At 48.5% G+C, this 20900-nt stretch carries 18 protein-coding genes; 5 read left to right on the plus strand and 13 right to left on the minus strand.

Features of this window, described 5'->3' with window-relative positions; genetic code table 11:
- Positions 1 to 3: 3 nt before the first annotated feature.
- Genes recD through recC form a run of 3 tightly spaced genes read right to left on the minus strand, consistent with a single transcriptional unit; the run spans position 4 to position 8761 of the window.
- Positions 4 to 1893 (minus strand): exodeoxyribonuclease V subunit alpha, encoded by a 1890-nt coding sequence (gene recD / locus CBE68_RS04080; protein WP_087504787.1) that lies wholly within the window; start codon positions 1891 to 1893, stop codon positions 4 to 6.
- The gene (recB, locus tag CBE68_RS04085; protein WP_087504788.1) at positions 1890 to 5453 is read right to left on the minus strand and encodes an exodeoxyribonuclease V subunit beta; all 3564 of its coding nucleotides are present in this window, start codon (positions 5451 to 5453) and stop codon (positions 1890 to 1892) included. The genes recD and recB overlap by 4 nt, the downstream gene beginning before the upstream one ends.
- Positions 5450 to 8761 (minus strand): exodeoxyribonuclease V subunit gamma, encoded by a 3312-nt coding sequence (recC, locus tag CBE68_RS04090; protein ID WP_158100489.1) that lies wholly within the window; start codon positions 8759 to 8761, stop codon positions 5450 to 5452. Before recC ends, recB begins: the two co-directional genes overlap by 4 nt.
- Before the next feature lie 523 nt (positions 8762 to 9284).
- Here recC and CBE68_RS04095 point away from each other — a divergent pair.
- The gene (locus CBE68_RS04095) at positions 9285 to 10073 is read left to right on the plus strand and encodes a DeoR/GlpR family DNA-binding transcription regulator (RefSeq protein ID WP_087504790.1); all 789 of its coding nucleotides are present in this window, start codon (positions 9285 to 9287) and stop codon (positions 10071 to 10073) included.
- A gap of 280 nt (positions 10074 to 10353) precedes the next feature.
- On the opposite strand, the gene CBE68_RS04100 is transcribed toward CBE68_RS04095, so the two are convergent.
- On the minus strand, positions 10354 to 11808 hold the full coding sequence (locus CBE68_RS04100) for a DUF3360 family protein (protein ID WP_087504791.1): 1455 nt from the start codon (positions 11806 to 11808) through the stop codon (positions 10354 to 10356).
- Between the two features lie 426 nt (positions 11809 to 12234).
- Here CBE68_RS04100 and CBE68_RS04105 point away from each other — a divergent pair, with 426 nt between their 5' ends.
- The 3 genes from CBE68_RS04105 (at position 12235) to CBE68_RS04115 (ending at position 14531) form a co-directional block, all read left to right on the plus strand.
- On the plus strand, positions 12235 to 12477 hold the full coding sequence (locus CBE68_RS04105) for a YecH family metal-binding protein (RefSeq protein WP_087504792.1): 243 nt from the start codon (positions 12235 to 12237) through the stop codon (positions 12475 to 12477).
- A 166-nt stretch (positions 12478 to 12643) separates the two neighbouring features.
- Positions 12644 to 13543 carry a diguanylate cyclase gene (locus tag CBE68_RS04110; RefSeq protein ID WP_143824483.1) on the plus strand — a complete coding sequence of 300 codons (900 nt, stop codon included), beginning with the start codon at positions 12644 to 12646 and terminating at the stop codon, positions 13541 to 13543.
- A gap of 73 nt (positions 13544 to 13616) precedes the next feature.
- Positions 13617 to 14531: a type 2 periplasmic-binding domain-containing protein gene (locus tag CBE68_RS04115; protein WP_087504794.1), complete on the plus strand. Its 915-nt coding sequence runs from the start codon at positions 13617 to 13619 to the stop codon at positions 14529 to 14531.
- Between the two features lie 77 nt (positions 14532 to 14608).
- Here the strand turns inward: CBE68_RS04115 and CBE68_RS04120 are convergent, their stop codons facing one another.
- The 5 genes from CBE68_RS04120 to CBE68_RS04140 form a co-directional block, all read right to left on the minus strand.
- Positions 14609 to 15025, minus strand: coding sequence for a hypothetical protein (locus CBE68_RS04120; RefSeq protein WP_087504795.1), 417 nt, complete (start codon positions 15023 to 15025; stop codon positions 14609 to 14611).
- Between the two features lie 29 nt (positions 15026 to 15054).
- The gene (locus tag CBE68_RS04125) at positions 15055 to 15480 is read right to left on the minus strand and encodes a GNAT family N-acetyltransferase (protein WP_087504903.1); all 426 of its coding nucleotides are present in this window, start codon (positions 15478 to 15480) and stop codon (positions 15055 to 15057) included.
- A gap of 68 nt (positions 15481 to 15548) precedes the next feature.
- On the minus strand, positions 15549 to 15938 hold the full coding sequence (locus tag CBE68_RS04130; protein WP_087504796.1) for a hypothetical protein: 390 nt from the start codon (positions 15936 to 15938) through the stop codon (positions 15549 to 15551).
- 102 nt (positions 15939 to 16040) lie between these two features.
- Entirely contained in the window at positions 16041 to 16505 is a 465-nt protein-coding gene (locus CBE68_RS04135; RefSeq protein WP_158100490.1) for an energy transducer TonB, read from the minus strand.
- Between the two features lie 139 nt (positions 16506 to 16644).
- Complete coding sequence (locus CBE68_RS04140; protein ID WP_229744633.1) at positions 16645 to 17052, minus strand: winged helix-turn-helix transcriptional regulator; 408 nt, start codon at positions 17050 to 17052, stop codon at positions 16645 to 16647.
- A gap of 150 nt (positions 17053 to 17202) precedes the next feature.
- On the opposite strand from CBE68_RS04140, the gene CBE68_RS04145 reads away from it, so the two are divergent.
- A complete protein-coding gene (locus tag CBE68_RS04145) occupies positions 17203 to 17745 on the plus strand; it encodes a nuclear transport factor 2 family protein (protein WP_087504798.1) in 543 nt (180 codons plus the stop codon).
- A 72-nt stretch (positions 17746 to 17817) separates the two neighbouring features.
- Here CBE68_RS04145 and CBE68_RS04150 read toward each other — a convergent pair whose 3' ends face one another.
- From CBE68_RS04150 to rimK, 4 genes are all read right to left on the minus strand, one after another.
- Positions 17818 to 18225, minus strand: a complete 408-nt coding sequence (locus CBE68_RS04150; protein ID WP_087504799.1) for a GFA family protein — start codon at positions 18223 to 18225, stop codon at positions 17818 to 17820.
- 280 nt (positions 18226 to 18505) lie between these two features.
- On the minus strand, positions 18506 to 18937 hold the full coding sequence (locus CBE68_RS04155; RefSeq protein WP_087504800.1) for an ATP-dependent zinc protease family protein: 432 nt from the start codon (positions 18935 to 18937) through the stop codon (positions 18506 to 18508).
- An 18-nt stretch (positions 18938 to 18955) separates the two neighbouring features.
- Positions 18956 to 19993: a succinylglutamate desuccinylase/aspartoacylase family protein gene (locus tag CBE68_RS04160; protein WP_087504801.1), complete on the minus strand. Its 1038-nt coding sequence runs from the start codon at positions 19991 to 19993 to the stop codon at positions 18956 to 18958.
- A complete protein-coding gene (rimK, locus tag CBE68_RS04165; RefSeq protein ID WP_087504905.1) occupies positions 19993 to 20898 on the minus strand; it encodes a 30S ribosomal protein S6--L-glutamate ligase in 906 nt (301 codons plus the stop codon). Before rimK ends, CBE68_RS04160 begins: the two co-directional genes overlap by 1 nt.
- Between the last annotated feature and the right edge of the window lie 2 nt (positions 20899 to 20900).

A 20900-nucleotide genomic window follows, 5' to 3' on the forward strand; every position in this document is an offset into this window, starting at 1 on the left:
AGCCTAGTCGAGAAATTCCTCAATGCGGGATTTTAACCCCGAAAAGCGCACAATTCGTTGTGCCAATGCATGCCGCCAAACCTCTTGGTTGGCACAAATGGTTAGCCGTTTTTTGGCCCGAGTGATCCCCGTATATAGTAGCTCCGGGCTTAACAGTTGGTGACGCTGTTGCGGTAGCAAAACCGCCACATGGCCAAATTCTGACCCTTGGGTTTTATGGATGGTCATGGCGTAAACCGGCTCAACTGGCGGTAAGCGCGATAAACTGACGCGTCGGAAGCCGAGTTGACCATCGCTTTGTTCGTCAAACCAAGCCATTAAACGACCTTGCTCATCGGGCCATATCAATCCCACATCACCATTGAACAACTCGATGCCGTAGTCATTCTCGGTCACCATAATGGCTTTACCGCGATAGTTAAGACCCGGCTTGATTTGTCGATCGGATGGCATATTGGCCTGATTCAAGTGTTGCGCTAAAAGTTGTTCAATGCGTTGATTGAGTTGCTCGACGCCACGTTCACCAACACGGGTAGCAACCAATAGCCGAAATGATGCAAGCGCGGCAAAAGCGTCGGTCAACGACCGAGCATTGAAAATGGCGCTGTATTGGCTGATCACCGCTTGGCGCAACCACGTTTGCCAATCATCATCAGCGACGAGCTGCACTTGATTATCAAAAGCCAGCTGCTGCTGTTGGTCATTCGTTGGTTGGCTGCGCGCTAACAGTTGCCAGCTCTGATTGCCTTGACACTGAATCACCAACTGGGCGATCTGACCGATGTCACCAGCAAAACGATGGCTCTTTTGCAGCATGGTTTGGTAATCGAACATGGTGTCATCAGCCACCGGAACTTCTTGCTTGCTGATGGCTGCGATTAGCCGCGCCGATGATGACAAGTAACCTGAGTTTTGACGGCAAGTGATATCGGCCAGCACACAGCCGGCATCTACTGAAGGCAGCTGATCGACGTCGCCCAGTAAAACCAGTTTAGCGTTGCTCGGCAACGCATCGAGTAAACGCGCCATCATCGCGGTATCAACCATTGATACCTCGTCAACCAATAAGATATCGCATGGTAACTGATGTTCCGCATGGTACTTGAGGCCTACTCGATCAGGGCGATATCCCAGTAGCCGATGTAAGGTAGCAGCCTGCTGCGGTATAGCCGCCAGCAAATCACCACTTAGGCCCTGCTCGATTAACTGTGATTTGGCCGCCGCGATTGACTCACTCAATCGTTGCGCAGCCTTGCCAGTTGGAGCGGTCATCAAGATTCGGACCGGGCTCGGCTCGGCGATAATCAGAGCGGCTAACAAACGTGTCACAGTATAGGTTTTACCGGTACCAGGGCCACCTGAAATAACGCTTAAGGGGCGGCCCAAGGCATTAGCCACCGCAACTTGTTGCCAATCAATATCATCGCCTTTGGTCGCTCCGAACAGGGCCTGCCAATGGTCGCTTAGCCGCCGTTGTGACTCAGCCGATACCTGCTGCCTCGATGCTCGATTCGCTAACTGCTTTGCGATATTAATTTCACACTGCCACAACCGTTGCAGGTAGATGTGCTGGCCGCTGATCACAATAGGCACACCTTGATGAAGTTTGTCAGCCAGCGCCCGTAACGATGCCTGCAACGAATCGATAGCAGGAAAGCTAAAGCCCGACTCATCTTGCTCTGGATGTTGCCAAAGAGTTTGTGTTGCCAGCCAGTCGACATCAAGGCAATTATGGCCCTGCCGCTGCGACCAGCAGGTTGCTAGCAATAAGTGAAACGTCAGCTCATCAAGGTGGCCACCCAGTTGTGTTTGCCATTGCTGAACAAGGAAATAATCAATCGCTTCGATCCCTGCTAACCGCTGCTGACAGCTGTTCGAGTTGGCGTAGCTCATTTTATCACCGCCTGAGTATTGGCAAACAATTGGTCTAATTGCAGTATCAAATCAATGTCGAGTTGCCGGTGATAAATACCTGGATGAGGTGTATCGGCTTGTTTAGGCTGATCGGTCATGCCACGCAAATACAAGTAATAAACCCCTCCTAGATGCTCTCTCGGCGAGTAATCCGGCAATCGTACTTGTAAGTATCGGTGCAGCGCCAAACTATAGAGCAGGTATTGTAAATCGTAGTAATGGGCCTGGTTGTTACTGTTCAGCTGCTGCCAGCCATAATCAGCGAAGTCATTACCCATGTGTGTGCTTTTGTAGTCCGCGACATAAAAGCGGCCCTGATGCTCAAAAATCAAATCGATAAAGCCGTGCATCATACCCGATAGCTGCTCATCGCCGGGTAACACAACGAGTTGATGCTGACCTCGATGTTGCGCCAGAATCGCAGCCAGCTGGCGTTTGTGCAAGTTGGCAATGGGAAAGTAAAATTCGCTTTCGCGGAGCGTGGCCGACCAATTAAGGTGAGAGAGACGAAAGCACGACTGATTGTCGTACAGATCTGGCATCGGAGCATCAAGCACTGCTTGTAACCAATCAACTAGCGGCGCATGTTGGTCCTCTTGCAGGTGACCAAAACGCTGAGCCGGCCCGGCTATCGCGTTTGGCCATTGGGGATCAGTAAAATCAAGGTGTTCCAAAATGTCATGCAGCAAGTTACCCGCAGCAGCGCCCTTCTTTAAGGTAAAACGCAACTCAATTGGTGCAGCTGGCTCTGGTTGATTGAGCTCGATACCTTGCTGATCACCATGCTCCTTGTGATCCAGCCGTACCTGATGGGCATGGCGAGTAATTGCCGAAAATGACGTCAGACGCCAATCGTCGGCAATGGCGCGATTAAAACTAGCTGCTTTGAGGTCCGTGGCAAGCTCTGTTCGCTCGGCGGGGCCAGCAAAGTCAAAATCATCACTTGCCGCTATCAAGCCACTGCTGTTGCCATCTACCGTCGTGATAGCCGCAATCTCATTCGACCAATCTGCCTTTTTAGCCATTGCCATAGCGCGGCCTAACGCCGATTGGTGACCATCGCGAAATGGCGCAACTCCGAGGTAGCAGCGGTGCTCGGCACGAGTAATAGCGACATACAGCAAGCGCATGGCTTCAGCGTGCCCCTCATGGCGGACTTGCTGCAGGGCGACATCAGATTGGCCTAACTGACACACCGAGCGACTCGAAGCAGGATCCTGATAGCGGTAGACTTCGATGTAGCGACTACCAAATTTAGCCGGATCTTGATACTTAGCAGCAAATGGCACAAACACCACTGGGTATTCCAGGCCCTTTGAACCATGCTGAGTGACAATCCGAATTAAGGCGTTGTCACTCTCTAGACGCAGCAGGTAATCATCATCGGCACTTTCGAGTACCAGTTGGCGCTGTAACCAATTGAGCAGCTGTTGCGGCTGCTTATACTCACGAGCACGCTGTTGCAGAATTTCCGCTAAGTGCAGCATGTTGGTGGTTGCCCGCTCGTGACGAGCGTTCGGCGGTTGATAGTGCTGCTGAAGCAATCGCAGCATCAACGCCATGATGCCTTTTTGCTGCCAGATTTGCCGCAGCTCAAACACCAAAGCCCGAGCTTGTTCAAATTCAGCTTCAAATTCAGCTTGTTGGAAATCAACCAACGCTTGGCCATCGAATGCTAACAGCGGCGACGCCAATGCTCGAATCAACTGACGATTGTTCTGACAGTACCAAATGCCCTGTAGTGCGTGATTGAGTTCCGCTGCTTCTGGGCTGTCAAACAACTTTTGTCGATTACTGACGAACACCGCATCAAGGCCAACATCTGCGAGTGCTTCGCGGACAAATGTCGCTTCTCGCCCGGAACGCACCAATAGCGCAATATCTTGTGGCTGCAGAGGCAGCTCTCCCAATTTGGCTTGGACCAGCAAACGCTTTGCCTCGGTTGCACACCATTTGGCTAACCCCAGTTGTAATCCATCGGCGCCAGCGGCCGGGGCTTGATCTTCGGCAAGCCAAACAAACTGCATTGCTTCGCTACGGTTAGGGTCGAACAATGGACGTTTCACCGCAGCGGCATGGGGCGTTGAGTTTATCTGCTCATAACGAATACCAAATCCGAACACATCGGTTGCATCAGACGTTAAATCAGCTCCCCAAAAAAGTCGGTTGTAACTGTTCACCATGCCGCTAACCGAGCGCCAATTTGTATCCATATGCCAGCGGTAGTTTGCTGCTCTACGCGCTTCCAAATAGGTAAAAATATCACCGCCGCGAAAGCCATAAATAGCTTGTTTTGGATCGCCGATCATCAGCAGCAGCGCATCGCTTCGTTGCGTCGGGTAAAGGACATCGAAAATCCGATACTGAGCGGCATCGGTGTCCTGAAATTCATCGACTAAAGCGACGGGGTATTGTTGCTGCAGCTGTTGACTCAAGGCCCCGCTGGGGGCGGCTATTAGGTTCTGATGCAAGCGCTGAATCAGGTCATCATAGTCGAGCAGTGCCAAGCGTTTTTTGCTGGCAGCAATGGCCTGGCGAATGCCTTTGATGCCTGCTATGACCAACTCATAGGTACACGCTTGTTGCTGTTTTTTCAGGTCACTGGTTAGCGCCTTGGCTGCAGCAGTAAGCTGTTTTAACTGCTGCAATATCGGCTTAACCGCTGTGCCTTTGGCACGATATTTATTGAAAGTAGCGAAGGTAGTAGCCAGCTTAACTGGGTAATGCTCAACATCGCCAGCGATGCCGGTTAACAGCTGCGACCAACAGGCAATCAAGTCGCTATGCTGCTCAAGTAAATCAGCCAAAAGTTGTTCTTGGTGCTGTTTTAGCAGTGTCACCACACTCGCTTGCTGTTGCTCAAACTCCGCTTTGAGCAAAGCCAAGGAACCACCATCAACATAGGCGGCCAAGCCATTGACTAGTTCATGTTCACCGTTCAGTTCGCGGCCAAACGCCTGAATAAATGATTCCGGCTGATGCCAACCTTGCCCCGCCAAGAATGCATAGTCACCGTCACTGCGGCTAACTTGCCGCAACCAATCTTGCACCGCTTGCAGCTGTAACTGACTGACATCCGCTTCCATGGTGACTTCAAACGGTAAGGCACTTTCGAATGCTTGTTGTGACAGTACGCGATTGCAAAAACCATGAATGGTATAAATGGCGGCTTCATCCATTTCAAGCAGTGCAGCTTGCAACAACGAGCGCACCTTATCACCATCACAACGCTGTTCTAATTCAGCAAAAAATGGATCGTTGACACCAAGTTGCCCCCATTGACCCAGCGTTGCCCTTAAGGTTTCGGCAATACGGCCACGCAACTCTTCTGTTGCGGCACGGGTAAACGTCATCACCAGAATTTGCTGAACTGACAATTCACGCTCAAGTAGCAAGCGCAAATAAAGTCGAGTGATATTGTAGGTCTTTCCGGTGCCAGCGCTGGCTTCAATTAAATGACGACCAAATAGTGGCAGGTGCTGTGAGACCAATGGCGCCGATTCGGCTAGCTCTGCTTGGCGTTGCTCTGAGTCGTTCATAACGACGCTCCTTGGCCGCCAAGTAAAGCCTGATACATTGGCTGATAAATGGTTTCCATCAGAGCCAATACCTCGCGAGAAGGCACCGGGTAATGATGTTCATGCTGATAAAACCATTGAAAATATGGGTCTTGATCAAGTCCAGGTAGTGGCGCAAATGGTTTTGATTCAACGCAATCTCGCCACGCTTTGCTGACACTGCCATCGGCCAGTTTGTCGTCCAGTGGCTGGAGTGGTTGCGATTGCCATATACCTTGTGCCAGCCGACAAAACAGCGGTAATGGCTGACTCAGCACTTGTGCTCTTGCCTCCAATAACTGGTGTAGCAGCTGCGCCGCTTGTTCAGGCGCTATTGCTGCTGGTATTTGGTGGCAAATCACCTGATCCGTTTTTGAATCAAGATATAAACCAACACTGCGAAGCGGCTGTGTGGCAACAGATGAGGCCAGTAAATGATGAATCCACAGTTTCACCAGTTGGCCTGCACTATCGCTGCCTGGGTGATAGCAGATGATGCCCTGCTGTTGCTGTTGCCAATGCAAATCGGCGCTGATCTCAATATCACCTAGCCGAACAGAGTACTGGGCTAGCGGTGCCATTCCAATGTCAGTTATGGCTGCGGCTAAATGACAAGCACGATCACTCCATTGGTCAAGCTCGCGATCAATCAGCGGTGTGTTGGGCAGTTGGCCGGAACCACGAAGGGCCTGCTTTACCGCCGAAACGGACTGTTCTGCCAACTGTGCTTGTAGCAAACGCTGGGTAGCATCAAAGCGCATCAAGGCATCAACGGCAAACGGCTCTGAATCAGACAACGGCCGTTGCTCGATGTCTAGATACAGTTGCAGTCGCTGACGTGCCAAATAGCGCAACGGGTGAATCAAACATTGAATCAAATCTGTTGCAGTCACCGGCTCTGCCGGCTGCCTTTCAGTGTCAATAACAAGTTGACGTTGCTTTGGCTCAATGTGTTGTGCAAGCCGCATCCACCCGGCCTCAAAACTGCCAGTTTGATGCGCCGCGGGCTGATACAAACGCGCGCTAAATGGATGCAAAGGCTGTTGCTTGACATCACGTTCAAACTGCCAGCCATAACCATATGTCAGGTAATCCATTAACTCGGCCAATACCAAACTCGGTTGGCGTTCGTTGTTATCTTTCGAATCACGCCCTTGATAACTCAAAATCAAGTGTTGTCGCGCCGAGATCAAAGCTTCCAGAAACAAGTAACGATCATCGCCACGGCGTGATCGATCGCCCTGCCTGCGTCCATGACGCGCCATCAAATCGAAGCTTAGCGGATTACTCTGACGCGGGAATACGCCATCATTGAGACCTAAGATTGCAATCACTTTAAACGGAATACTGCGCATCGGTACCATCGAACAAAATGTCACTTGTCCAGTCATGAAGTGGTTGCCGGTATCCGGCTGGGAAAAGTGATGGCTGAGGTAATGTTGGAACACACTCAGTTCAATATCGCCCTGATAATCGGATTGTTCACAGGCACCGACAAACTCAGCAAGTACTTGATGAATGTGGTCAATGACGTATTGCTCATCTTCCTGCTCATCAAACAATTCAGTAAGGCTTTGTTCAATAAAGTGACGCCATTGTTCAGCGCTACGTGGTTGCTGTAACTGTTTACCAAGCCACTGCAATTGTTCAAGTATTTGCATTAATCGGCCAAGTAACACACCTTGTTGACCATCAACTATCGGTAACCACTGAACATCATCGACCATCAAATCCTGCCCCGATGCAAACCCCTGTAGCAAGCGAGTCAGACCCCATTGCCAACTGTAGGTGCCGAGCTGATAGCTTGCTCCGGCGATTTGTTGTTGGTGCTGTTGATTGAGCCCCCAGTGAATACAGGCCTGCTGCAACCAATACTCAATCGTCTCCAACTCACTATCAATCAAGCCAAATCGACGCTGTAGTGATGGCACTCGCAAATACTCAAGGATCTGGTTCACTTCGAAACGGCTATCGGGCAGTTGCAGTATATTAAGCAGCGCATTGACCATCGGCTCCGAATCCAACAAAGTTCGGTCTGCAATTGAACACGGCAAACGTGGTGCTTGGCCCACTTCATCGTGCTCCCAAGGCTTGCGAAATACCGCATCAACATAAGGCGCATAATCTTCAATTCGTGGGCACATCACCAGCACATCACTGGGCACTAGCGCCGGATCGGCATTGAACAAATGCAGCAACTGATCATGTAGCGCCTGAATTTCCCGCAAGGCACTGTGGCAGGAATGAAAAACAATGGAATCATCAGTCTCAGCTTGGGCGCGGGGTCGCTCTCGGGCGTCGGATAGATTGAGGATGTCGCGTTGGACGCAAGCGAGCAGCGAATCGTTCTCTGGAGTGTTATCAACGTCACGCGTTGCGTCGTTAAAAGCTGCAATTTCTTGTACCCCGAGCTGCTGCAAGCCGTTGAATAGGTCTTTGCCTTGTTGGCCTAAATTGGCCAGCAGCGGGTTACTCTGGCCTGCGTCTAACCATTGCTGATACTGCTGTTGTCGAATGGCTTTGGCCTGGCTCTTGTCGGACTGAAGTTCGCCCCAGAAATCGACACAAGGATTAAGGTGAAATAAGTGAACGTCAATATGTTGCGCCAACACTTGAAAAAACTGCAACGATTGCGGCGCCATGGCATTAATCGCGAATAAACTAATCTGTTTAGGTAAACGCGCCGCATACGCCTCAAAATTTGACTCTATTTCAGCGATGGCTCGTTGCTGCAACGCAGCCGGATGCTCCGGAGCATCGGCCAATAATGCTTGCCATAAATAGGCCTGCCACTGTTCATCTGCATCGTCAGCCACAGTTCCTTGTTGCCATTGTTGCAACCAATCACTGCGGTAGATTAAGTATTGCTCGAATAAGTCGGCGACCTTAGCGGCTAGCTGATAACGTTTAAGCTGACCTTGGCTACTATCGCTATCCTGCCAGTACTGTAATAGTGGCGCACACTGTGGCGCAGCAATCGTCGCCTCATCCGCCAGCAACTGCTCAAGCTTCCAAACCATCACCTCGCGGCGAAACAACGACTGCCGGGGTACTGAATCACCCAATACGATTCGCGCAGTGTCCCAGATAAAACGCGATGGCATGGGGAACTCTAGGTTCATTGCAACGCCCTGATGTTGCGCCAATTCCATGTTGAGCCAATGCTGCATCCCCTGACTTTCAACCAGAATAACATCGGCGTCTAAGGTGCCACTGCGTCGGTAGCTAAGCACGGCTTGCAATAGTTGCGAGAGAATTTCCAGACGATTGGAGGGGTACAGGGTGAGCACTAATATTCCTTGTTCAGGTGCTTAGATGTTTTGCTGCCACCAGAGTACTCAGATTAACGACCAAAAACGAGCACCGGGTAGCAAATATGTATGCACTAACGGCATTAACAACAAAGGCGCCAGTTAAGGCTAAAAGGGGGCATTGTTAAAATTCTCTGCTTGGTTTTTAAAACTACAGGGAAAGAATGCTGGACAAAAAATTGTAATCTTTTGTTTATTTATCGCACCTCAAGCAAAGACTCTGAATTGTCAGCACAGCAAAAACACATGTTTGCGGCAATTGGCGACATCATGCAATTTTTTGCTTGCCAATGGCAATCGACTAACAAATCACACTATTTAATCAGGCAGGCGTAAACAGCGACTCTTGCATTTGTAGAGCCAACTATTAATTAATTGAGACGGAAAAGTTTCACTTTGACTTGTTACAGCAACCTATGTAGAGTTTATCTAATTGTGCTAATATTCCCAGAATATCAACGCGTTAAACCTAGATACTTCAACAAGTAATTAAGAGCTAGACATGCTGGAAAAACATAGGCAACAACTCATCAAGAACATTCTTGACCAGCAACAATTTGCAAGTGTTAAGGATTTGACCGAAAAGCTGAACGCTTCTGAAGCCACTATTCGCAGAGACATTAGAAAACTGTCAATGAGTGGCGAGATTAAGAAAATCAGAGGCGGTGCAGAGTCAATCAACAAGGACGCCAAAAACAAGCATATCTTAAGCTCTCCTTTCTTCGTTGACAAAGAGAAGAACTCTGAGACCAAGCGTTTGATTGCTCAAAGGGCTGCTGAGTTATGCCAAGATGGTGACTCCGTCATCATTAATGGTGGTAGCTCAACCTACATGATGGGTGAATTTTTGTCGGGCGTTCATTTGAACATTCTTACCAACTCGTTTGTATTGGCGAACTACCTGACCGAAAATACCGACCACCAAATTACGTTACCTGGCGGCGAAATCTACCGCGAGCAAGGTATCATTCTCAGCTCATACGAAAAAGATAGTACGGAAAACTATTTTGCTTCGATGATGTTTATGGGTACCCCGGGTATTGGCAAGTTTGGTGTGATGGAATCAGACCCGCTGCTGATCCGCTCAGAGCAAAAACTTCACAAGCAGGCAGAAAAGCTAGTCATTCTTGCCGATAGCTCCAAACTCGGCACTCGCAGTAATTTTGTGGTTTGCTCACTGGCCGAGGTTGATGTGCTCATCACCGACTCTGGTGCAGATCCAGAGTTGCTCGCTTGTTTCGAAGAGAATGAAATCGAGGTGCTCATCGTAGATAAGGCCGCTGAGGAATAATCAACAGCACTTAGCGCCTCAACTAACCGGCCTATATCAACACTGGCTGGTGCACTTACTTTTTTGGCCACTCATATCCGAAACCCATTGCGACACAAATTTTAGCCGAAATCGTTAATCGCCATCATCAGCCATTTATTCGATGCAGTGGACAACCGCCAATCTCACTCCGGCAAAAAAGCCAGCGTTGGAGGAACACTGGCTTAATCATAAACCGTCAACTTACGTTCGGGCGGTGTTGAGGTGTGAGAGTTCAGTCCATTGAGCCTCTCTGGAACTATTACAGCAGCGCAGGGATGCCCGGTAACTGACCAACCAATGCCAGTGAGCCTACACAGACCACAAAGGCGATAAGCGGCAACCACAAGCCATCAAGCTTAGACAGCTGCTTTGGACGCTCTTTGTCACCAATCAAACCGAGATTATCGAGCAGCATGGTCAACGCCCAACCGAATACAGGGTTAACAAAGGCACAAGAGAAGATACAAATACCGGCGCTTTGCGAATTCTTTGAATCCTTAACCATTTGCATACCAGCTTCAAGCAATGGCAGGAATACACCAACCAACAGGGCAACGCGTAATACTGGCTCCCACATTGCCAAATCCATCGGGTAACCGAAGATACCAGCCAGAATACAGAGCAAACCAGTAAGGATTGCGCCACCAGGAATTGGCCGCTTAGCAATCGCCGCAGGGATCATGTAAGTACCCCAAGAAGACGCCAAGTTACCGCCACCCAAACCAGCACCAACGATTTGGCGAATCGAAGCAACCGCCATGGTATCGTCAGCGTTCATCAATACTTTTTTCGCTTTTGGCGGGTAGTTCAGCTCTTGGAATACGCGGTGGCCCAATACATCAGGAGACCACATGGCAACAGCCAGTACAGCGAAAGGAATGACCGCAATGTAGTGTTGCAAGCTTGGCCAACCGAGCTGCCAACCTGTGTCCTCACCCCACCAGTAGAATGGGTTCATGTTAGGCAGACCTGGCTCGGTAACGAACTCAAACGGCGCCCCCATGGCAAACGCAACAATACCGGCAATTGCAGAACACAAAGGAATTGCCAACCAACGCTTTTGGATCCGCGCCAGATAAGCATAAAGAATAATGGTGACAACAATAACGCCAAACGACACTGCACTCATTTCAATGCTTGCCGCCCAGCTACCTAGTTTGCTGATTTGGCTGATGGTACCCACGGCACCAAGATAAATCAGCAAGCCCCCTCGGACCCCTTCACCGGTGGCGTTGACCAACCGCGAGCCACCTTTGGAGAAACTCAATAACAAGCCGAACACACCAACCATCACACCAAGTGCCAGCGGGTGACCACCGGCCAACGCAATGAGCGGGATGAGCGGAATCATAGGGCCATGAGTACCGGCCAAGTTAGCCGCCGGATTTAAAATGGCAGAAAACAGCACGACAAACAGTGCACCGGCAATCAGTAGTTCAAAACGGACGTTTTCAGCAATGAATTCAGGAGACAAACCATACTGCGCAGCAAATGCTGCCACCATGGCTGTCACCATCACGATCTTACCGATCGTTGCTGCCAGCGCTGGCACCCAATCTTCAACTTCAATACCGAAGTCGCGAAATGGCAGGTTAATACCCCAACGCTTTACATTAGTAATTTCCAGCTCGTGATTGAGAAAGTCTTCGCGGCTGTCAAAAGATGCCGCCGGTCGGCGTCGATCCGCGTAACCCAATTCTCCAGAATCAGACATTTATTCTACCCTTACGTACTTGTTATAAATTTGTGCCACTTATTAGAGGGCTGTTAAGCGTTGAAAAGCTTACTGGGTTCCACCAAACGAAACTTGATCTGAACCTTAATTACATCGTTTTTTTGCAAATTTCATAAAGTCCGCGAGCCCACATAAAAAAAGCCGTTTTTTCGCCATTTTGGCGGCAAAACCGCCACAAATAACGTAATTTATTTACAGAATTGCGAAAATTGAGCAACAAATATACTGATTTATAAACATTTTTTACTGAGTTGAAAAACACCACCAAATGTTAATTTGCTGCAGAAATTAAGTGACTGCCGTCAGTTAAGTAACAGCATCTTTTGCTTGTCTTGAGATAGATCAGCATTTTGTGGTGAGACATTGGTCACACTGCAAACTCATTAATGCATCCGGAGCACAACAATGACTGATTCCATTCACGGCCACGAGGTAATGCACATGATGCTCGACTCAGAGCAGCAATTTACCCGCGCCACCTTGAAACAAGCGATCGAACAAAAATTTGGCGCTACGGCTAAGTTCCACACCTGCAGTGCCAGCGATATGAATGCCGACCAACTGATTGAGTTCCTCGCCGCTCGCGGTAAGTTTGTTGAATCTGAGCAAGGCTTTAATACCGCCGCAGAAAAGATCTGCAACCATTGATGACAACTCAGTCTGAGCCGAAGGAGTTCAGCGCCCTTGATGATCATCGATAGTGAATTAGTGTCGAAGCGCTACTGATTTTTAACGGTGGCAATGCTAGTCTGTCGCCAATATCAAAGAAGCCGTAGCCGCTTCGATCACTCAATCAACATTGGGCTCAATGGGTATGAAGTTTTATCAGGCTCCGGCAGTTTTTTGTTTCGTCATTATTTGCCTGCTGAACGTCCCTGCGCCGCTTTTCGCCTGCGAACAACAGGTGACACACCCACCACTAGAATCAAGCAAAGACCAGCTGGTGTTTTCGTTGCTGAAACTGGCGCTAAGTAAAACCGATACTTCTTTTTGCTATCAACAAATGGAGTTGGTGGTGACAGAGGCCCGAAAATCGGCATTGATTGGCTCCAATCAACTCAGCGTACAATGGGCTAGCGCAGGCTCCAGTGCAGACACTTATGCTGATCCAATAAAACAGCCGATTTTCCTCGGCCTGACCGGTTTTCGCTTGTTAGTGATCCGTAATGGCGAACAACATCGCTTTGACCAAATTACTAATGCCAAGGGGCTTAAAGCGATGAAGGTTGGCCAAGGATTGTTTTGGGGCGATACCCAAATCCTTGAACGGGCCGGCTTTCAAGTTGTCACCTCAACTCAAGCGCGCCGACTTTGGAAGATGTTGGCCTCCAAGCGCTTTGATTACATCGCACTTGGCGCTCACGAACCATGGAAGGACATCGCGCTGCGCCCAGAGCTAAACCTCGCTGTCGAGCGCAACTTGTTGTTGGTCTATCCATCAGTGCTGTACTTCTACGTGAGTCCAGAACACCATCAGCTTGGTCAACTGATCGCTGATGGCATGCGTATGGCGCTGGCCGATGGCAGTTATCAGCAACTGCTCTATCAATCTGAAATGATCCAGTCGTTACTGACTCATGCCAACATTACTGAGCGCCGCCAAATCCGAATTGACGATGCTCAGTTATTCGATTTGCTGCCGCCGGGTTATGACATGCGCTTGCCTGAATTTCTCAAACAACCAGCAACAACGGCAAGCGACAACAGCCACTAAACTTGAAGTTGATCAAGAGGTTTGACCGTCATTAACTATACTGGAAATGTTTTAGTTAGCAGGGCAGCAATTCATGGGGTGGAAGCAATTCGTTAAGGACACACGTTATCTTGCCGTCATCCTACTGCTGGTATCTACACCGAGCATCAGTGTTGCTTGTGAACTCACCATCACCCACCCCAAATTAGAAACTCGCAAAAGTGAACTGGTGTTATCACTGCTAAAACTCGCTCTGAGTAAAACCAGCACCGACGTTTGCTATCAGCCCTTACCTATCTTTGTCACCGACGGACGCAAGGCTGCTCTGGTTAACAAGGGCGTGCTCAGCGTCCATTGGGCAAGCGCTGGGTTCAGCGCCGATGAATATGTTGAGCCCGTTAAGCAGCCGATTTTTATGGGGTTGACCGGATTTCGACTGTTCGTGATTCGCCAGGGGGAACAGTCGCGTTTCGACAACATCTACTCAATCGAACCGCTGAAACAGTTAAAAGTAGGCCAAGGCGCATTCTGGGGCGACACCCAGATCCTCAAACGAGCAGGCTTTGCAGTGGTTACCGCAGCCAAAAACGAAGCACTTTGGAAAATGCTGGTCACCAAACGATTTGATTACATGCCACTGGGAGCACACGAGCCGTGGCTCGATTTAGCCATTCGCGAGGACATGGGGCTGACGGTGGAACAGAACATATTGCTGGTCTATCCGTTGGTGCTCTACTTTTACGTTGCCGCCGATCAGCCTGAGCTAAAAGCACTCATTGAGCAGGGCATGAAAATGGCCATGGCAGATGGCAGCTATCAAGCCAAGCTTTATCACTCAGAGATCATTCAAGCCATGCTGGCACAGGCTAATGTTTTGCAGCGCAAGCAGCTTTACATTGACGATGCAGAACAAGCCAAACTGCTACCTGATGGCTACAAGATGAAGTTACCTGATTTTCTATTCAACCCGCCAGCTGACTTAGTCACCGATGAGCCACGCAAGGATTAAATCGGCTTGGAGTGTTGGCCCTCACCAGATAGCTTACGCTATGAGGATTTGGGCAACACGGTATTGCATCCGACGGACTACTGACGAGCAGCATTTTTCTTTGCTGATTTCCAACAGTAGTTCGCTGCAGGAAAAAGCAATATGAAAATCAATATGCCCAACACGCCATTTTCTATATTGCCAGCTGAGAGCGAGTAAAAAATGCTCGCCACTACACCGCCTCCAACCATTAAAAATATGCATAGCATTGAAAATGGAGAAAGTAAGTAAGCATCTTGTTTTGTTGAGCAACCAAGAAGTTGATAGCTCAATTTTCCAAACCACGCTGCAAGCAGCGCAATTGCAGTGCAAAACATCAATATGTCGGCAGAGAAGCGTCCATATGCTTGGTACACGACAAAACCGAGAAGAGATAACAAAGCAAAACAAATCAGTGAAGTGAGCAAGCCAACACCAGCAGTATAGAAACTGCCAACACGTTGTTCTAAGTCCATATAGAATCCTTATCTGGCATAGATTGGCGTCATAAATCTTTAGCTAAACAATACGTTGTATGACCCTTGGGATAATCAGGTAACTGACCAAACACCTTGTACCCAAGCTTTTCATAAAAGCCTTTGGCTTGAAAATCTAATGTCTCAGCTCGTATGTATTGGAAGCCTTTTGATTTTGCATAGGACTCCACTTGAGCCATTAACTTTGAGCCTACTCCGCTGCCACGAGTTTCTTCTGACAACCACAACAACTCAACAATACAATAATTCCAAAACGCGGTTGCTCGAACACCGCCTACCACCTCGTTGTGATTATTGCGAACAAAAACGGCAAACTTGGTATCCGGCTCAAAGACAACTTCATCCGGCAGATGCAGCTGATTGTAACTTTGAATACCTTGGCTGATTGTTTCAAGGTCTGCGTGAGCTGGCATTGTCGCTAGTTCAATCTTCAACGGAGGCTCCAATTTCAAATCTTAGCTGGGATACCAAAGCAACCAGAAGCCCCACGGAGCTCTACTCTTCACGGACTAGACTTGATGCCTTGGTGACGTCCCGATACATCAAGTTGCTGATTAATCTGTTTTACTTCCTCAGCTGTCAGTTCACCATAAAATTTGGGATAGGGCCAACCATATCCCCAACGAAAAGTGGTTGGAAAAAAAGGCGAGCCACCAACTCTTACACCGGCAAGCATCAAAACAGCGATTTCTTCTTCTCCAACAGAAGCAACACACTCCTTCAATGCTAAGTCAGCATTTTCACGCTCCGAATACGTCCCGCCTTTCCAATACGCAAAATCGTGTGCAACACAACAACTAAGCCAAAGCTCATTTTGTTCAAGTGTTCCATCAGGGAATGCACTGCAGCCATCACTAACAAAAGGTTTGAGCTCTCCACCTATCATCTTCATCAGCGTTAACGCAGACAAGGCACCAAGCCCAATAAGGACTTTCAACTTCACAAACAGATACCTCACCAAAGGACCATGTAGCTTTATGATATAACCACGCGTTTAGCCAAATTTAATGCCTTTTGACAATACAACATCCGAACCTGGGCAATCATATGCGGTGAATGTGGGACGGCATTGACTGTCAGCGCTTTCAAAACAAAAGTCGAAACGAGTCTGCGTTTTCACTGGCGTGCTAGTAAGGCCCTTGGCTAACGATGACCACTTCCAGTTTTCAACAACGGCTTTTGCAGATTTTCCGAAGTGTCTATTTGATGCTGCAATTATTTGAACATTGGTCACTTCATTTGCGGGTGATATGACGTATTCAACCGTGGCACAACCTTCCTCGCCATTCATTGCGGCCTTTTCCGGGTATCGAGCAGGAAAGCGTTCCAAGCCAGACCACTGTTCGGTCTGAAGCAAGCCATCTTCGACACTCAACTGCGAATAATCATTAGCTGGCTCGACAGTAGAGCAAGAAGCTAATAAACACAGTGAAGCAGACAATGTTGTTAATTTTTTCATAATGTTACGTTCCATGTATTGAGCCCTGTTAATGGGCAAAACGCTTTAAGAAGGGCCGCCAATTACGACCTTCCGCTTGCTCGACTTGTTATGTGCGTGTTGATGTCTCACTGATTTCAAGCCGATATTCTTGGTAAAATTAGTTTCTCTCATCGTAGGCCTTTCGTGAACGTTTGATCTCGCCATGGTGAGTTTCCGCCCAGGAAACTAATTGATATAGGGGTTTGACTATATCCCTTCCCATGCTTGTCAGCTCGTACTCCACCTTTACTGGTACTTCGGGATAGACAGTTCTATTTACATACCCTTCTCGCTCCAGATCACGCAGGGTTTGTGTAAGCATACGCTGAGAGATTCCTACCACTCTGGATTTAAGGGAGTTAAACCTATCAGCACCTTCGACAAGGGCAAACAAAATAAGTACTGACCATTTGTCGCCGATCTGGGCAACCACATTACGAATGGGGCAATCATCGCTATTATGAAACACCCGCTTTTTAGTGCTCTCTGTGCTGACCGTCTTCGTTTTTCTTATAGATTTCGCCACGTAGTAGGCCTCTTGCAAACTTCTATTTGTGGGTTACCAAAATGTGCCTAGATAACTTTATAGTGCCTTCTTGTAATGCAAGTTACTAATAAATACCATGATGCACAATTGATACTTACATGTTGCAAGCTACATCAAACGGAACAACTTATGTTGAAAATCATTACATCGACGCTGCTAATTTTGGCAAGCACTAGTGCTTTTGCGCAAAATTCAGACAAGTTGGTTATTAACCTAGAATCACTTCAGAAACCCGGCTGGACACAGCAAGAACTCGCAAACGCCGCCTTAGTTACTGATTTTGTTCAAAACCTAATGAACAACCATAACTTCGATTACATATTGGCGCAGTATAACGATAGCTCGTATGTTCAGCACAACCGGAACCTGCCCGATAAAATCACAGGTTTAGTGAGTTTTTTAAGCGAGTTTGTTGAGGATTACCCTGATTACACCTATGACGTCAAACACATCTATGTTGACGGCGATTACGTTATTTTTCATTCCCATGCCACGCTAAAGAAAGATGACCGAGGTAATGATCAAAAAGGGATGAACATTATTGATACTTGGCGGATCGAAAACGGAAAAATCGTAGAGCATTGGGACTCAATTCAAGCTCTTGATACCTTTATGCGATTTTATTCGTTGGTTAGCGGCGGCAATATTGAGAATAGCAATGGGGTTTTTTAATCGAATAATGGTAGCAATGCTGAATCTCAGCAGAAGCACGTAGACATCACTAAATGTGTTCAGAGCTTCCACTTAGCTAGATGGGAACGTTTCAAAGTTCGGAATATTTGATGGTAAAACAGCCCATTTCGGCGCAGATGCGGTGAAAATTGCCATCTTGGGAGCTAAATGATCGCCTGTGTCAAATGATGGGCCATTGATAGTGAAGAACTTACCTATGGTGATGTCTGCGCATACCGTTACACCGCAATCTGGGCAATAGTGATTGTGAACATCTTCGCCTGAACTCCCTTTACGAGTGAACGTCTTCGTCTCTGCGCCTGTGAACTTGAAGTTATCGTACGAGTACCAAACACCAAACCATTTATCGCCACCTGTGCGCTTTTGGCAATCGGAGCAATAACAAAACATTTGATTCATTGGTTCACCAGTTACTTCGTAGCGAACCTTTCCACACTGACAACCACCCGCTTTAACCATAGATGCCTCTCTAAACCTGAGTTTTTGAAAACTATTTAAGGATAGTATTAATGATTCAAATTCATAGTGTTCGGTTGTCCCATCGCCTAACAACACCTAACGAATGATATGGACGGCTCCGAGGTTGGAAAAGAATCAGTCTTGGAAGGTGGCATTGCTGAGCGGAGTCATCCGGTCATTAATTTAACCGGAAAGCCCTCTCTGATACTCGATTGATTCGCCAATAATCAGCAATGCGTTGGGTGACAGCCCGCTCTGATGGTCACAGCGGGCTAGGTACTTATGCTTCGCTATTGAGCAAAAAGGTTGATGAAGGATCAACGTAGACCCGGCTACCCATGGCTTCACGGCCAAGCAGCATCAGGTAACTCATGTCTTGACGATTAGTTAGGGTGATTTCAATGGGCCACTGTTCGTTGCCAATCGCGAACATGGTTTTAATCACACAGCGCTGCTCGGCTTCGCCATTAGACGACTTAATCCGTCTGGAATCGTGCAGCGGCGCTTCACAGTTCACCGTTTGATCCAAGTGGTAGACATCGGGATGGAGATCAAAACGCACATAAGGGCGGCCATTTTTTTGTATCCGCTGCAAGTTATCAACGTGCAGCGATGACGTTTTGGCGCCGGTGTCGATACGCACTTCCAGATCGCGAATACCAAGCTCAGGCAAGCTGCAAAGCTCCAAATTACCAATCAGTAATCGACTCATTTATTCACCTATAGGTCTCTACACTTGACCTTCTGTCACTTCAGTCAGCAAAACCGGATCCACTTGATCTTGCATACGCTCAATGTGTTCTGCCACATCATCCGCCGCATCACCAAAGTAGGCAATGTGATACATGGCATCACCCTCTTGCACCAACGGGATGTTTTGTTTGCCAATGACAATGCCCGAACGACTTGAGCGCACTTGATCAATAACATCGCCCAACGGACTATTGATCGATGCTAGGACTTCGTTCTTCTCCACCAGCGACCCCAGGGTAACGAACTCCTGCACAAAGCCACTAGCCGTCGCGCGCATCCAATCACTGCGGTTGGCGACAAAGGGCTCAATCCGCCGCTTGGCCCGACGTTTGCGAATCATGCCCAGCGCCGACAACACGTTAAGCGTGCCTTTAAAGCCATTTTGAATCGACAGCTCATCGAATCGCAACGCCTGCCCTGCTTCATACAGTAATATCCGAGTACCGCGCTGAACAGCTGCCTCACGCAATGAGCCATCGCGCAAGTTGGCGTTTAACAGCACAGGCACGCCAAATGATTCGGCCAATGCTCGGGTTTGCTCGTCATCCAAGTCTGCCCGAACCTGTGGCAGGTTAGAGCGATGGATAGCTCCCGTGTGCAAGTCAATACCGTAATCGCAATGTTGAACAATTTCGTTTAGAAACGTATGCGCCAAGCGCCCTGCTAACGAGCCCTTTGTAGAGCCGGGAAAACAGCGGTTCAAATCGCGGCGATCGGGCATATAACGGCTTTGGTTCAATACTCCATAAACATTGACCATAGGCACCAAAATCAAGGTGCCTTTGGTCAACTTGACATCATGAGCAATCAAGCGACGAATGATCTCAATACCATTGAGTTCATCACCATGCACTGCGGCACTGACAAATACCGTAGGACCATCTTTACGCGCCCGTGTTACATGCACGGGTATCGACATTTGAGTGTCGGTATACAAGCGAGCGACGGGCAGTTTTAGCTGCTTGCGCTCGCCCGGTAAAATCTCGACACCAGCGATCATCAGTGGCGTTGCCATTAACCTTTACCCTTAGTGCGTGTAGCGTTTGGCTTGGCGTTTTTTTCAATAAACTCGTAGACCAAACCTGCCACATCTTTACCGGTTGCATTCTCAATGCCTTCTAAACCCGGTGACGAATTCACTTCCATCACCACAGGCCCGCGGCTGGATTGCAAAATATCCACGCCACACAAATTCAAGCCCATGGCTTTTGCTGCATTAATCGCTGTAGCACGTTCTTCTTTGCTGAGCTTGACCAATTGCGCACTGCCGCCACGGTGCAAATTTGAGCGAAACTCTCCTTCTGCCGCCTGCCGCTTCATTGCCGCCACAACCTTGCCGCCAACCACAAAACAACGGATATCGGCACCACCGGCTTCTTTAATAAATTCCTGCACTAGAATATTGGCTTTCAAGCCCATGAAAGCTTCCATCACGCTCTCAGCCGCTTTATTGGTTTCGGCTAACACCACACCAATGCCTTGAGTGCCTTCAAGCAGCTTAATCACTAAAGGCGCGCCACCAACATTCTTGATGACGTCCTGAATTTTGTCAGGCTTGCTAGCAAAACCGGTGCGTGGCAAACCAATGCCCTTGCGAGACAACAACTGCAACGAGCGCAACTTGTCACGCGATCGGCTAATCGCCACCGATTCATTAACGCAAAACGTTCCCATCATCTCAAACTGGCGCACCACAGCAGTACCATAAAAGGTAATCGACGCACCTATCCGTGGGATGATGGCATCGTAAGCTGGCAGCACTTCACCATTGTAACGCACGGTTGGGTTACTACTGGTGATATCCATGTAGCAATGAAGTGTGTCAATCACATCCACTTGGTGACCGCGTAATTCCCCCGCTTCTTTAAGGCGACGAGTGGAGTACAAGTTTTCATTTCGAGACAGAATCGCTATGCGCATGT

Origin of the sequence: Neiella marina (assembly GCF_002165625.1) — a bacterium.
GTDB classification, from domain to species: domain Bacteria; phylum Pseudomonadota; class Gammaproteobacteria; order Enterobacterales; family Neiellaceae; genus Neiella; species Neiella marina.

Bases quoted from the DNA above. Each gene is read 5' to 3' on its own strand.
- CBE68_RS04135 (WP_158100490.1), bottom strand. From the start codon at position 16,505: ATGAAAAAATTAACAACATTGTCTGCTTCACTGTGTTTATTAGCTTCT.
- CBE68_RS04095 (WP_087504790.1), top strand. From the start codon at position 9,285: ATGCTGGAAAAACATAGGCAACAACTCATCAAGAACATTCTTGACCAG.
- recB (WP_087504788.1), bottom strand. From the start codon at position 5,453: ATGAACGACTCAGAGCAACGCCAAGCAGAGCTAGCCGAATCGGCGCCA.
- CBE68_RS04145 (WP_087504798.1), top strand. From the start codon at position 17,203: ATGTTGAAAATCATTACATCGACGCTGCTAATTTTGGCAAGCACTAGT.
- recD (WP_087504787.1), bottom strand. From the start codon at position 1,893: ATGAGCTACGCCAACTCGAACAGCTGTCAGCAGCGGTTAGCAGGGATC.
- CBE68_RS04100 (WP_087504791.1), bottom strand. From the start codon at position 11,808: ATGTCTGATTCTGGAGAATTGGGTTACGCGGATCGACGCCGACCGGCG.
- CBE68_RS04110 (WP_143824483.1), top strand. From the start codon at position 12,644: ATGAAGTTTTATCAGGCTCCGGCAGTTTTTTGTTTCGTCATTATTTGC.
- rimK (WP_087504905.1), bottom strand. From the start codon at position 20,898: ATGCGCATAGCGATTCTGTCTCGAAATGAAAACTTGTACTCCACTCGT.
- CBE68_RS04115 (WP_087504794.1), top strand. From the start codon at position 13,617: ATGGGGTGGAAGCAATTCGTTAAGGACACACGTTATCTTGCCGTCATC.
- CBE68_RS04130 (WP_087504796.1), bottom strand. From the start codon at position 15,938: ATGAAGATGATAGGTGGAGAGCTCAAACCTTTTGTTAGTGATGGCTGC.
- CBE68_RS04155 (WP_087504800.1), bottom strand. From the start codon at position 18,937: ATGAGTCGATTACTGATTGGTAATTTGGAGCTTTGCAGCTTGCCTGAG.
- CBE68_RS04105 (WP_087504792.1), top strand. From the start codon at position 12,235: ATGACTGATTCCATTCACGGCCACGAGGTAATGCACATGATGCTCGAC.
- CBE68_RS04150 (WP_087504799.1), bottom strand. From the start codon at position 18,225: ATGGTTAAAGCGGGTGGTTGTCAGTGTGGAAAGGTTCGCTACGAAGTA.
- CBE68_RS04160 (WP_087504801.1), bottom strand. From the start codon at position 19,993: ATGGCAACGCCACTGATGATCGCTGGTGTCGAGATTTTACCGGGCGAG.
- CBE68_RS04120 (WP_087504795.1), bottom strand. From the start codon at position 15,025: ATGGACTTAGAACAACGTGTTGGCAGTTTCTATACTGCTGGTGTTGGC.